Origin of the sequence: Phenylobacterium sp. RIFCSPHIGHO2_01_FULL_69_31, assembly GCF_001824475.1 — a bacterium.
GTDB lineage: Bacteria > Pseudomonadota > Alphaproteobacteria > Caulobacterales > Caulobacteraceae > Phenylobacterium.
This window is the reverse complement of record NZ_MHXN01000007.1, coordinates 288,735-301,687: the sequence shown is the minus strand read 5'-3', so window position 1 is coordinate 301,687 and position 12,953 is coordinate 288,735. Positions and strand designations below refer to the sequence as shown.

Annotated in this window: 11 protein-coding genes; 4 read left to right on the top strand and 7 right to left on the bottom strand. The window is 70.9% G+C overall.

Going from position 1 to position 12,953, the window contains the following annotated elements; translation table 11 throughout:
- Window positions 1-69: 69 nt before the first annotated feature.
- The 4 genes from A2790_RS05320 (at window position 70) to A2790_RS05305 (ending at window position 8,182) form a co-directional block, all read left to right on the top strand.
- The gene (locus A2790_RS05320; protein ID WP_293388438.1) at window positions 70-1,047 is read left to right on the top strand and encodes a toprim domain-containing protein; all 978 of its coding nucleotides are present in this window, start codon (window positions 70-72) and stop codon (window positions 1,045-1,047) included.
- A 5-nt stretch (window positions 1,048-1,052) separates the two neighbouring features.
- Complete coding sequence (locus tag A2790_RS05315) at window positions 1,053-3,098, top strand: chromosome partitioning protein ParB (protein ID WP_293388435.1); 2,046 nt, start codon at window positions 1,053-1,055, stop codon at window positions 3,096-3,098.
- 270 nt (window positions 3,099-3,368) lie between these two features.
- Window positions 3,369-7,628 carry a strawberry notch-like NTP hydrolase domain-containing protein gene (locus A2790_RS05310; RefSeq protein ID WP_068878833.1) on the top strand — a complete coding sequence of 1,420 codons (4,260 nt, stop codon included), beginning with the start codon at window positions 3,369-3,371 and terminating at the stop codon, window positions 7,626-7,628.
- 56 nt (window positions 7,629-7,684) lie between these two features.
- Window positions 7,685-8,182 (top strand): GcrA family cell cycle regulator, encoded by a 498-nt coding sequence (locus A2790_RS05305; protein ID WP_068878834.1) that lies wholly within the window; start codon window positions 7,685-7,687, stop codon window positions 8,180-8,182.
- Window positions 8,183-8,587: 405 nt separating this feature from the next.
- On the opposite strand, the gene A2790_RS05300 is transcribed toward A2790_RS05305, so the two are convergent.
- From A2790_RS05300 to A2790_RS05270, 7 genes are all read right to left on the bottom strand, one after another.
- The gene (locus A2790_RS05300) at window positions 8,588-9,079 is read right to left on the bottom strand and encodes a HEPN domain-containing protein (RefSeq protein WP_363080426.1); all 492 of its coding nucleotides are present in this window, start codon (window positions 9,077-9,079) and stop codon (window positions 8,588-8,590) included.
- Window positions 8,998-10,011, bottom strand: coding sequence for a hypothetical protein (locus A2790_RS05295; RefSeq protein ID WP_293388429.1), 1,014 nt, complete (start codon window positions 10,009-10,011; stop codon window positions 8,998-9,000). The genes A2790_RS05300 and A2790_RS05295 overlap by 82 nt, the downstream gene beginning before the upstream one ends.
- Window positions 10,012-10,074: 63 nt before the next feature.
- Window positions 10,075-10,260 carry a hypothetical protein gene (locus A2790_RS05290; RefSeq protein WP_293388427.1) on the bottom strand — a complete coding sequence of 62 codons (186 nt, stop codon included), beginning with the start codon at window positions 10,258-10,260 and terminating at the stop codon, window positions 10,075-10,077.
- Between the two features lie 86 nt (window positions 10,261-10,346).
- Window positions 10,347-10,499: a hypothetical protein gene (locus A2790_RS05285; RefSeq protein WP_156467383.1), complete on the bottom strand. Its 153-nt coding sequence runs from the start codon at window positions 10,497-10,499 to the stop codon at window positions 10,347-10,349.
- Between the two features lie 167 nt (window positions 10,500-10,666).
- Window positions 10,667-11,917, bottom strand: coding sequence for a DUF763 domain-containing protein (locus A2790_RS05280; protein WP_293388426.1), 1,251 nt, complete (start codon window positions 11,915-11,917; stop codon window positions 10,667-10,669).
- 50 nt (window positions 11,918-11,967) lie between these two features.
- Window positions 11,968-12,516: an AAA family ATPase gene (locus tag A2790_RS05275; RefSeq protein WP_068878837.1), complete on the bottom strand. Its 549-nt coding sequence runs from the start codon at window positions 12,514-12,516 to the stop codon at window positions 11,968-11,970.
- The gene (locus tag A2790_RS05270) at window positions 12,513-12,923 is read right to left on the bottom strand and encodes an ASCH domain-containing protein (protein WP_068879113.1); all 411 of its coding nucleotides are present in this window, start codon (window positions 12,921-12,923) and stop codon (window positions 12,513-12,515) included. The genes A2790_RS05275 and A2790_RS05270 overlap by 4 nt, the downstream gene beginning before the upstream one ends.
- Between the last annotated feature and the right edge of the window lie 30 nt (window positions 12,924-12,953).

Here is a 12,953-nt window from a genome sequence, read left to right as displayed (position 1 = left end):
GACGGCCGGAGTGGCGGGGCGCGCAGGCGCCACCCGCACCGGAGCCGCTCGCAATCGCGGAGATCCCCCATGACCCTCTATGCCATCGCCAAGGCGGTGGGCGGCGACGTGTATGCGCGCGGGCGTCGCGCCAATATCCCGGCCCCTGGCCACAGCCTGGCCGACCGGTCGGTTTCCCTGCTCGTGGCGGACGGACGGCTGGTGATCCATTGCTTCGGCGCCGCGTCCTGGCAGGAGGTCCGCGCCGACCTCCTGGCCCGCGGCCTCATCGACGCCTCCGGCGTCCTCGTTGGTGACGGGCGGTCCGCCGGCCGCGTCGCGGCCTCGCCGACGCCGGGGCGATTGGAGCGACGGGCGTTCGCCGAGGCCCTCTGGCTCGGGAGCGGTGAGCTCCACGCCGCCGCGCCCGCCGGACGGTACTGCATGGCCCGCGGCGCGCCCGAAGCGTTGGGCCGGCCCTGGGCCTTGCGCAGCCATGCCGCGGCGCCGGTGTCGGTCTATGGCGGCGGCCGCTTCACGCGGCCGGCCCTCGTCTGTGCGGTGCGATCGGCGGACGACCTCCTGACGGCGGTGGAGCTCACCTATCTCACCACGGCCGGGGCGCGGTGCGCCGTCGTCCGGACGCCACGCAAGGCCATCGGGGTCTTGCCGCCCGGCAGCGCTGTGCGGCTCGCGCCGGCGGCCGCCACGCTGCTGGTGGCCGAAGGCGTCTTCACCACCCTCTCGGCCATGGCGCGCTTCGACCTGCCCGGATGGGCGCTGCTCTCCACCCGCAATCTGCGCCGATGGACGCCGCCGCCGGGCGTGCGTCGCGTGCTGATCGCCGCCGACCGGGGCGCCGATGGCGAGGCCTCGGCCGCGACCCTGCGGCGGGGGCTGCTGCGGCTTGGCGTCGAGGCGGAGATTCGGTGTCCACCGCCCGCTTTCGGCGATTGGAACGATTGGTGGATTGCGGGGCGCGACGCCGAGCGGGCGGGGAGGAGGAGCAAGGGACCGGTGGGGTGCGCCCGGGGGCAGGATGACCCTCGCTCCGGCGCAGGAGCCTGATCTCGATGACCGAAGTTGCTTCCGCAGTCCCCGAACCGGCCGCCGGCCCCGTCCCGATGAAGCGCATCGTCGTGCGCCTGGGCGATCTCGGCCTGGCGAAGGAGAACCTTCGCTATGCCGAACCCGCCGACGAGGACGTCTCCCAGCTCGCCGACACCCTGCTGGCCGCCGGCGTGGTGATCCCGCCCATCGTCCGGCCGGGTCGCAAGGGCGAACAGCCCCACATGGCCCTCGACGGCAGGCGCCGTCGCATGGGCCTCCTGCTGCTGCGCGACCGGGGCGACATCACCGACAATTATGAGGTCGAGTGCCTGCTGGCCGAGACCAAGGCGCAGCAGGCCGCGGCGATCCTGCTTCCCAACACCGAGCACGCGCCGGTCCACATCGCCGACGTCATCATCGCCATCGGCCGCCTTCGGAAGGCCAAGATGGACACCGCGGCGATCGCCAGGTCCCTGGGCTACGCCGAGCTGGAGATCAAGCGGCTCGAAGCCCTGGCCGCCGTCGATCCGCTGGTCCTGAAGGCGCTGCGCCAGGGCAAGCTGACGCTGAAGCAGGTCCGCCTGTTCGCGCGGCTGCCGGACAAGGCGCAGCAGAAGGAGATCGCCCAGACCGCGCTGGACGGCTACTTCCACGACTACCAGCTGCGCGCCGTGGTCGAGAATGGCCGCGCCACCGTCGACGACGAGCGGTTCGTCCTGGTCGGCCGCGAGCGCTACATCTCGGCCGGCGGTCGGATTTCTTCGGACCTGTTCGGGGAACTGCCGGACGCCCTCCTCGACCCCGACATCCTGCAGGCCGCCTGGCGCGAGCGCGTGCAGCCGATCGTCGATCACCTGCAGGCCGGAGGGCTCGAGGTCTTCATCGGCCGTGAGGGCGGATACGCGGCGCCGGACGGGTTCTCCCGCCTGGGCTATGTCTACGAGCGCGACCTCGCCGACGCGCAACGCGCCGCCCTGGCCGCCGCCCGCGACCGGATCGGCGCTATCGTCGGCGAGCTCCAGGGTCTGGATTTGGCGGCCGACGAGACCCCCGCGGCGCTCTGTCCGCTGATCGACGCCCTGGCCGTCCAGGCCGGCGCCCCGCTGACCCGCAGCCGCATCGGCGCGGTGCTGATCACCCCGGGCGCCGGCGATTTCGGCGTCGCGGCCACGTTCTTCTCGGTCCCCCTGCCGGTGGAGGCGCTGCCCGACGACATCGAAGAGGAGGACGACGAGTCGGAGGAGGCGGTGGGCGGCTATGGCCGGTCGAGCGCCGACGTGGAGGCGCCCAAGGCCGACGTGGACGTGGAAGGCGTGAGCCACGTCCTGCACGAGACCCGGACCGATCTGGCGACCCGCGGCCTGATCCGCGATCTGGCGGACGACCCATCCGTCGCCCTGACCGTCCTGGTGGCGCAACTGTTCAAACAGCTTGCGTTGCACTCGGCGAGCAGTGCTGGGACCTCGGCTGTGCAAATCCTCGGGATGCGCTACGGCCGACCCGGAATGGCCCCGGTCACGGTCCTCGATGGTGAGGTGCGGACCCGCCTTGACGCGCGACGCAGCGCCTACAAGGCCTCTGGCCTGCGGCCCATCCCCTGGGTCGAGACCTTGCCGCACGGGGAGAAGATGGCGCTGCTCGCCGAGCTCACCGCCATCAGCCTGGACCTGCGGGAAAGCCGCACGACATCGCTCCGCGACGCCGCCCGGGCCGAAGCGGCCGAAATCGCCGCGCTCTGCGGGGCCGAGATCGCCGCCCACTGGACGCCCGACGAGCCTTTCCTCGGCGTGCACTCGAAGAAGCAGCTCCTGGCGCTGCTCGACGAGATGCAGGTCGAAGACGATCGGGCCAAGTCGCTGAAGAAGGACGACCTGGTGGCCTTCGTCGCCGAGGCGGCCGCCGAACGGCAATGGGCGCCCGCGATCCTCTCCTGGGACCGCACGACGCCCGACGACGCCGAGGGCGAGGCTTCGGACGAGGCCGGCGAGGCGACGGCGGATGGGACGGCCGAACCCTCGACGGATACGTCGGAGGGGCAAGCCGACACCGCGCCGCCGCTGGCGGCCTGACCGACCGTCCGGCGGGCGTGCCCGTCGCGAACGTCGGGGGTCCCCGCGCCGAGGAGCCGGCGCGGCCCCGCGTGGGCACGATTGGAGCGCTCTGCGGCAGACCCTTCAATGGGGCCGCCTCCCTCCGCGACGCCCGTCGGACTGACGGCGCCCATCCGGTCGCTCCGGGTGGGCGCCGTCCTTCTGGAGGGGGAGCGAGGGGGCGGTCGGGCGAGCCCGTCGGAGCTGGAGGGAGGCGCCCTCCGCGGCGGGTGAGCTGGACCTCCGCCCATGAACGCCTTGCTGCCCCTCTTCACTGCTGGCGGGGATCCCGCCGGCGAGAGCTCCGCCAATCTGCTGGCCGCCGCCCGGGCGCTCACACCGCATCTCAACCGCTCGCGCGTCCTGGACCGCAAACTGGTGGCCGGGGTGATGACCACCGCCTACGGCGCCTCGGACGCTGAAGGCGCCTGGCTGTGGCGCGACGCCTATGACGCGATCGAGGTGGCGCTGGTGCTGCAACTGCGCCGGCTTTCGCTGCAGATCGGGCGGCTGGAGGACGCCCCGGCCGAGATCGCCGCCCTGCTGGCCAACCTGTCGGCGCTGGGCCTCACCCACACGCGCCGCTCCGAGGAGCAGGTCGCACTCGACCAGTTCTCGACGCCGCCCCAGCTGGGCGCGCTCGCCGTTCTGGCCGCCCATGTGCGCCCGGGCGACCGGGTGCTGGAGCCGTCCGCCGGCACCGGCTTACTGGCCATCCTGGCCGAAGCTTGTGGCGCGACCCTGACCTTGAACGAGCGCGCCGCCGGCCGCGCGGCCCTTCTCGACGCGCTGTTCCCGGCGGCGACACGATCACGCCACGACGCCGCCCACCTCGCCGACCTGGCGCCAGGCTCGGGCGGCTTCCACGTGGCGCTGGTCAATCCGCCCTTCCAGCATCTGGAGACGCATCTGCACGCCGCAATCGAGACCTTGGCGGACGGCGGCCGTCTGGCCGCCATCGTGCCGGCGCGAGTGTTCGACGACGCAGCCGCGATGCGAGGCCTCGCCGCGCGAGGTCGCATGGCCCTGCGGCTGCGCTTCCCGGAGCGCGCCTACGCCAAGCACGGGACCTCGGTGGAGACCGGCCTGCTCGTCGTCGACCGAGGCGACGCGGAGGGCGGCGTCCCGGAGGTTCGCGACGCCGAGACGCTCGCCGAGGCCGCCGGGCTCGCGGCGGGCGTCGCGCCACGCCCCAGCGCGCAGCCGCGCCAGTTCCGCACCCTCGACCGCAGCGCCCTGCTCGCCCCGCGCGCCCGGGCGCTGGCGAGCCCGGGCGGACGCCTCGCCTTCCTCGCGGACACCGCGCCGGTCGACTACGATTCCGCGCCCTGGTCCGGCGAGGGTCACGATGTCGGCCTCTACCAGGCCTACCGGCTGGGCCGAATCCGTCTGCCGCAGAGCGCGCCACATCCGTCGCCGCTGGTGGAATCCGGACCGATGGCCTCGGTCGCGCCGCCGGCGCCGACCTATCGCCCGGTCTTGCCGCGCAGGGTGCTGGACCAGGCGCGGATCTCGGAGGCCCAGCTCGAGACGGTGGTCTATGCCGGCGAGGCCCACGCCCAGGTGTTGCCGGGCGCCTGGCGGCTGGGCGAGGCTCCGCACCAAGTGGTTCTGGTCAAGGACGACGAGCCGGGCGCAGTGCGCTTCCGCAAGGGCTTCTTCCTGGGCGACGGCACCGGCTGCGGCAAGGGCCGGCAGATCGCCGCGATCATCGCCGACAACCTGGCCCAGGGGCGCAGCCGTGCGGTCTGGCTGTCGAAGAACGACGCCCTGCTCGAGGACGCGCGCCGAGACTGGACGGCGATCGGCGGGACCACCGCCGACATCACCCCCCAATCGGCCTGGAAGCAGGCCGACGGCATCCGCCTGGAGCGCGGCATCCTCTACACGACCTACGCGACGCTGCGCCGACCTGCGCGAGGGGACCGCCCCTCCCGCCTGGACCAGGTCGTGGCCTGGCTGGGGGCGGACTTTGAAGGCGTGATCGTCTTCGATGAAGCCCACGCCATGGCCAACGCCATGGGCGGCGGCAAGGGCGCGCGGGGCCCGAAGAAGGCCTCGCAGCAGGGTCTGGCGGGCCTTGCCCTGCAGAACCGGCTGCCCAACGCCCGGATCCTCTATGTGTCGGCGACCGGCGCCACCACGCCGGAGAACCTTGCCTATGCGGCCCGGCTCGGCTTGTGGGGCGGACCGGAAGCGCCGTTCCCGACCCGGGACGGGTTCATGGACGCCGTCGAAACAGGCGGGGTGGCGGTGATGGAGCTCATCGCCCGGGAGCTGAAGGCGATGGGCCTCTATGTGGCCCGCTCGCTCGCCTTCGATGGCGTCGAATACGACGCGCTCCGCCATCCGCTCGGCGCCGACGATATCGCCATCTGGGACGCCTGGGCGGACGCCTACCAGCTGATCCACCGCAACCTGCGCGCCGCCCTGGACGCGGTCGGGGTCACCGAGGACGGCAAGCCGAAGTCCGGTCAGGCCGCCTCGGCAGTGTTCTCGGCGTTCGAAGGGGCGAAGCTGCGGTTCTTCGGCCATCTGCTGGCGGGGTTGAAGGCGCCCTCGCTCATCGCTGCGATCCGCGAGGACCTCATCGCAGGGCGTTCCGCCGTGGTGCAGGTGGTTTCGACGAACGAAGCGGTGATGGAACGGCGCCTGGCGGAGATCCCGCCGGAGGAGTGGAACAACCTCGCCGTCGATCTGACGCCGAAGGACCAGGTGCTCGACTATCTGATGGGCGCCTTCCCGATCATGGCCATGGATGCCGTCGAAGACGAGGACGGAAACGTCACCTTGGTTCCGGTCACGGATGCCGACGGGCGACCCGTGGTCAGCCAGGAAGCGTTGCGGTTGCGCGACGAACTCGTCGCCCATCTCGCGGGCCTGCCGGCCGTCTCAGGTGTGCTGGACGCGGTGATCGAGGCGCTGGGAACCGAACGGGTCGCCGAGATCACCGGGCGCGGACGACGCGTCGTCACCCGCGGCGGCCGCCGCGTGGTGGAGCGCCGCAGCGTGTCGGCCGCCAAGGCCGAGACCGACGCCTTCATGGCGGGTCGCAAACGGGTGCTGGTGTTCTCCGACGCGGGCGGCACGGGCCGGAGTTACCATGCCGACCTCGGGACTCCGAACCAGCAGCGCCGCGTCCACTATCTGGTCGAGCCGGGCTGGCGCGCCGACGCCGCGATCCAGGGCCTCGGCCGCTCGCACCGCACCAACCAGGCGTGCGCGCCGCTGTTCCGCCCGGTGACCACCGACATCCACGGCGAGAAGCGGTTCCTCTCGACCATCGCGCGGCGTCTGGACAGCCTGGGCGCGCTGACCCGGGGCGAGCGACGCACCGCCGGCGCAGGCCTCTTCCGCGCCGAGGACAACCTGGAGAGCCCGTGGGCGCACCGCGCGCTGCAGGCCTTCTACGTCGCCCTCCACTTCGGCGAGGTCGACGCCATGGATCGCGAGACGTTCGAGGCGAAGACCGGCCTGCGGCTGCTCGACCATGAGGGCGAGCTCAAGTCGTCCGACGACCTGCCGCCGATGAACACCTTCCTGAACCGGCTGCTGGCGCTGCGGATCGCCGACCAGAACGCCCTCTTCGGGGCCTTCGACGCCCTCCTGTCGTCGATCCTCGAGCGGGCGGCGCAATCGGGGCGGCTCGACCGAGGCATGGAGGACATCGTCGGCGACAATGTGGTGCTGCAGGACGAGGAGGTGATCCGCACCGACGCCGTCACCGGCGCGGAGACACGACTGCTGCGCTTCCAGGTCCGCACCCGGCGCGCGCTGACCTCTGCCGACGACGCGCTGCTCGGCCTGGACCGCGAGAGCCTGACCTTTGCTCGCAACGGCAAGTCCGGCCGGGCGGCCCTGGTCGTGCGCGGGCTCACCACGACCGACGACGACGACCGGCTGATCCCGGCGGTGCGACTGATCCGTCCGGAAAAGCGGACCATCGCCTCGTTGAAGGGGTTCGAGGAGTCGGCCTGGGACGGGGTCGACGAGGCGACCTGGCGCGCCGCCTGGGACGCGGAACTGGCCGATGCGGATCCCTGGATCGCGCGCGAACTGGTGCTGGTCTGTGGCCTCCTGCTGCCCATCTGGACCCACCTGCCGGACAAGGGGACCTCCGTCCGCCGGCTGAAGGCGCCGGACGGCCGCCGGTGGCTCGGCCGCCTACTCGATCCCGGCCAGGTCCCCGCCCTGAAGGTGGCCCTGGGCCTTTCGGAGGTCGCGCAGGCCTATGGCGATCCGGAGCAGGTCGCGCGCCTCCTCCTGGAGGACGGTACGGCGCTCTGTCTCGCGGGTGGCCTCTGGCTGCGCCGCGCCAAGGTGATGGATCGCTATCGGATCGAGGTCGTGGGCGCCGGCGGCCAGCGCCACGTCTTCACGGCGCTCGGCTGCTTCGTCGAGATCATCGCCTACACGCCGCGGGTGTTCGTGCCGGTGGATCAGCCGGCCGTGCTCAGCGCCATCCTGGAGAAATGGCCGCCGCAGTCGGTCCTGCCCAAGGCGGTCTGAGGTAGGAGGAAGGGACGGACCGGGTGCGCTCGATCGGAGCGCGCCTGGAGGTCCCCATGACCCAATTCCCCACCTGGTCCGACGACCGCGTCACCACCCTCAAGACCCTCTGGCTCGAAGGCCTCAGCGCCGCGCAGATCGCACGGCGGCTCGGCGGGGTCACCCGCAACGCCGTCATCGGCAAGGTCCACCGCCTCGGTCTCAGCGGCCGCGCGACGGCCTCTCGCCCGGGCCGGACGCCACGTGGCCGGACGCCACGCAGGCCGCGCCCCGCCAAGATGGCTACCGTGACGCGCCCTCAGGTTCGGGCGTCCGCCCCGGCTGTAGCCGCCGTGCCGGAAGGGCCCGGGCTCATTGCGGACCTCACGGGCCTTCGGGCGCACATGTGCAAATGGCCGATCGGCGATCCGAAGGCGGCGGACTTCAGCTTCTGTGGACGGCCCGCCGATGGGCCGTACTGCCCGACACACGCGGCCGCGGGTGTCCGGCCTGGGTCATCTTGGCGGGCCGACGGCGACCCCATTGTGCGTCGTGCGCTCGCCGGGCTAGTCTGAGCGGGCGGTCAAGCCACGACGATGCAGTGTCAGTCGCGCCCGCCCCGCTTGGGTGCTGAATTCGCTCTTGTGCGGGCGCGCGTGGGCGCTGGAATGGTCGACGCACGGGCTCGGGCGACCGTATGGAGACTTGGGACGTCAGACCGAGTCGTCTTGAAACCGCGGGGGCGAGAGCGTGCCGATCTGGCGAGGGTTGTTTCGCGTGAAGGGCCAGGATCGGGCGCACGTGTCCGACGGCGACATCGGCGATGTGATGGCCCGCGCAGATTACGAGGCCGCGTTGATTTCCCCGCCGTGGGATGACTTGAAGGAGGTCGACCCCGACTCCGGACCTCCACAGCCGCAGAGACCCCTGCGGCGGAAATCCTAGCCGCCCCCGCTTTCACCCTCGCACTGCGCGACGAGCTACTCGCGGTTCGCTCGCCCGTTGTCTGGCAGGCTGAAGCCGGCGCGCTGGAGTACCAAACGCATCTGGTACTCCCGGAAGCCCTCGAGAAACCACCATCGAAGATCTGCGGGCGGCAGGCCGATCAGCTGCAGGATCCGCGCATGGTAGAGCAGATCCAGCGCGCCATTCAGGGCTTCGATATCCTCTAGGAACTCGTCGTAGCCGGCTCCGTCGCGGGCGCCGCCGAAGTGGGAGACGTCATTGCGCCGCTTTGTGCACCGCGTGGCGAATGCGGTGAGTTCGGCCGACGTCAGGCCGATCGGCAGGTCCTTGAGCACCTCGTAGAGACGCGTGCCAAGTGACGGCTCCTCTGTGACCGGCAGCTTGCCTTTCGCCCACTTTCGATCCTTGTCGAGCTTGATGTCACTCAGAATCCGGCCGACCTTTCCACCAGGTTCGGGTTCTCTGCCGGGGGCGCGTCGCGCCGGTGCATCGCCTCGAGGCCCCACATGAAGCTCGCGAACCGAAACTCGGGGTAGCTCTGAGCCACGCGCCGGTTGCCGAGGTAGAGATGGAAGCCGGGCCCGAAGCGTTCGTGTCCGTCGAGCCAGGCCTCGACCAGCGTCCCGAAGATGTCCTGGATCTGTGGGAACCTTGCCCAGCAGTCGTTCCACCGCACCGCGGCGTCTTTCCGGTGGCCGCGCGCGTAGAAGAGGCGCGCGGGCGCGCCGACGCCGGTGATGACCCGCGGGAACGCCATCCCGCGCTCGCTGTCGGTGAGGAGGATCATCAGATCCTCGATGCGACCGGCAAGTTCGAGAGCGGCTTCCACGTCCATCGGCTCACCCCTGAACTCGAGGTCGGCCGTCTCGGTCCATTCGATCCTCGTCTGCTTGCCCGGTCCCGTGCCGCGAAGGCTGCGCCTCAGGACGACCTCAAAGCGTCGTGTGGACCAGGTAACCGGCTCCGGCCGGGCATAGGCCGCGGTCGCCCCACGATCGTTCTGTGTCACCTCGATATGCTCAGCGATCAGCCAGTTCTCGTAGCCCTCAAGTGAACAGAGCAGCGTGTCGAACGTCGGCTCCTCACCCTCCGGCAACGCCAGGCCAATCAGGCACCTCTGCGCAATGAAGCCTTCGTGGGACGGCCCCCTTGCGGCAAGCTTCGAACCATTCTTGATGAGCGCCCACAGCCGCACGCGTTCGTTCGTGCCGGCGAGCACGCCGACGATGGCGGAGTGCGGCAGCTCCTGTTCGAAGGCGATCGCCATCCGTCCAGGGCCCGGAAGCCGCGGCAGAGGCATGTCGAGCGCCAGGTCGGCTAGGCCGGATTCGCTGACCGTCAGGCGTCCCGTTGCGAGCCCTTCTGGCGCCCAGTTCCCCTCGGGGATCGGCTCATCAGCCCACCAGAAGTAGCCGCGTGCATCAACCAAGTCGCCCATACCCACACCCTCGTGGTTCCAACTGCGCGGATGTGGGCCGTAGCAGGAATCTCGCCGCGCCTCCTACGGCTCCGCTCGCGACGGGGTGTCGTTCCTCGCTTCCATCTCGCCCCCGAAGTTGCGGTCGGTGATCCGCCGGATAACATCGGCCGCGACGTACTGGGCGCGCATGGCAAGTTCCATGAGCTGCACGCGCGTCAGGCCGTGAGCTGCGTAGCGCGCGCCCACATAGTTCGGGAAGTTCTGCACCGCGGCCAGCAGGCGGGCGTCGCTGGGGCCTGGCGCGACTTCGACCAGCTTCGCTGCCAGTCGGGAGAGGTTGTGCGACAGGTCCTTCAGCGCCCGTTCGTCGAGCCCAGATGGGCGAGCCCGCCCTTCAGGGCGAGCTCGGCGCTCAGGCAGGCCGACTGCACGGCCGCGTCGACATCGACATCTCCGGCGAGGATGCGGGTCGTCGCGGCCACGTTCGAGCGCGCATTCGCGAACAAGACTGGCTTCGGGGCGCCGCCATCCAGAAGCCGCCGAACCGCTCGCCCATACGGAACGGTCGCCCGACGAGCGACACCTGACTGGCCGCCCCCAGCCCGCCAAAAACGTGAAGCCGGCACGCGCGTCTGAGGACCTGTCGCCCCCAAGGTCATCTCCCGGAGGAGCCTCAAGCGGTCTTGGCGTCGCCGTGTTCCCAGCCGAAGATGCTGCGTCCCCCGTAGCTGGTCGATTGCACACGCTCCTCCGCCACGACGCGCTCGAAGCTCGCCGCGGTGGCAAACTGCTCGAGGCGACGAGACTCCGCGTCAAGCCGCTGGAGCGCGTGCAGCTGGTCGTCCTGGCCGAGCTTGGCCTGGCTCACCGCCGTTTTGAGCACGGAGATCGTGTGGTCATAGACGTGGATCGGGACCGGGAACGGGTGTCGATCCTTACCGCCGTGCGCGAAGGCGAAGCGGGCCGGGTCACTGAACCGGCAGGGCGCACCATGCATGACCTCAGCCACCAGGGCGAGCGCACGCACGGTGCGGGCGCCGACGCCGGGAACCTGCAGCAGCTCGGTGAAATCCTTCGGTCCGCACTCGGCCGCGGCGGCCAAGTTGCCTCGCAAGCGCGGCAGCACCACGTCGGAGGCCTGCACGTCGTGGCGCTCCGGCATCGTCAGATGGGGCAACGTCATCTGCGGCGGCGGGGGCGCGGGCATCGTCGACCCCCGTTCCAACATAGCCATCTCACGGGCGATCGCGTCGGGGCCGAGCGTCTCCAGGAGCTCGATCTGCGCCGCCCGCGAGGCGTCCGCCCTGGCGTCGGTGAGGTTGACGATCTCGCCGGACGTCTCGCCTTCAATGGCGCTGTGCGGCGCGTCGACGAAGCTCGTGAGTCCCTCCGACAGCCAGTGATAGCGGCGCGCCGTGCCGGCGTCGCCCTTCATGCCCTGCTGCACCACCACCCAGCGGCCATCGTCGCTGACGATGAAGCCGTGCAGATAGAGGTCGTAGCCGTCCTGCACCGCGGCGCTGTCCACCTTAGCGACCAGACGGCTGGTCGCGGCCAGGCCCGCGCCATCGAACCCGAGCCGGTCGCCGAGCACGATCAGCTCGCCGGGCGTCTTGCGCGAGTGTTTGCCGCGGCCGCCGCAGACGTGCAGGCCGAGCTCGCGGGCGCGCGGCGCGAGACCCCGTTTGAGGGCGCCGAGAACGCTGGTGGTGATGCCCGACGAATGCCAGTCCATCCCCATGACGGCGCCGAAGGCCTGGAACCAGAACGGATGGGCCAGGCGGCGCAGCAGCTCGTCGCGGCCGTAATGGTGGATGATTGCCTCGCACATCACCGCGCCCAGCGCGGTCATGCGGTCTGACAGCCAAGCGGGGACGCGACCGCCGTGCAGCGGCAGATCGGCGCTCCCGGTTCGCTGGCTCACGACTCAGCCTCTTTGTTCATGCCTTGTTCTAGCATGCCGCGCGCCGTACGTCAGGCGCGCGCTCGCCGGGTCTCCATGGTCGCGAGAGCGTCTCGGGTGATCGCCTCCAGATCCTTGGCGCCGTCGAGCACCGCGTCCGCCGCGGCACGGAGCTTTTCGTCCAGGTCCTGTTCGGCGGGATGGGCCTCGTCGGCCTCCATCTGCGTGACGCTGACCCCTCGGTCGGCCACCCGCGCCCGCCGTGTTTCGCGCGGCGTGTCGAGGTAGAACAAGGTGACGGTGTCGAGGCCCTCGGCCTCGCGCTGCCGCAGGGCGTCGAGAATGGAAGCGTGCCGCAGGCCGTCCAGCAGGAGGTCCTGACCGGGCGCATGCCCCGACCAGGCCAGCGCCCCGTCGAGAAACGCCCGCGCATCGGCCTGCACGAGCTCGTGGCCGAGGTCCTGGAGCACCTGTCGGCGCTCGACGTCCAGGCCACGTTCAGCCGCGAGGCTCCGCACGTAGTTCCCGAAGCCGGCAGAGGCGGCGCCGGAGGCCGCGGCGATCGCCCGGGCCAGGGTGCTTTTGCCGCTGCCGATGGGGCCCGCGAGCGTGATGATCATCGAAGGTCCAGCTGGGCCTCGGCGCGCCGGTCGATGATGACCCAGCCCTGCCGGTCGCGCTTGGCGAAGGCCATCGGCTTGATCTCGGTGGGCTCCTCCAGCTCGATGAGGGTCGCGTACTGCTTGCTCGCCCGGCTCTCCCAGAACTCCTCGTCCAGGGCGTAGAGCTGGTAGGCGAAGCGCTCGCGGATGTCGGCCAGGACCGACGGGGAGAGCTGATAGAAATCTGCGGTCTTGGCGAGCGCCAGCCCGACGACGGGGCCGCCGCTGCGCTTGATCAGGATGTAGTCGTCCGGCGCGATGCAGAGGTACGGCGGCCGGCGATGGACCCCGAAACGCGACTCAATGGTCTTGCGGCCTTCCAGGACGGCGGTGAGGAAGGGTTCCACGAAGACGGCCAGGTGCACGCCGGCGGTAACCACCGGTTTGGCGAGTTC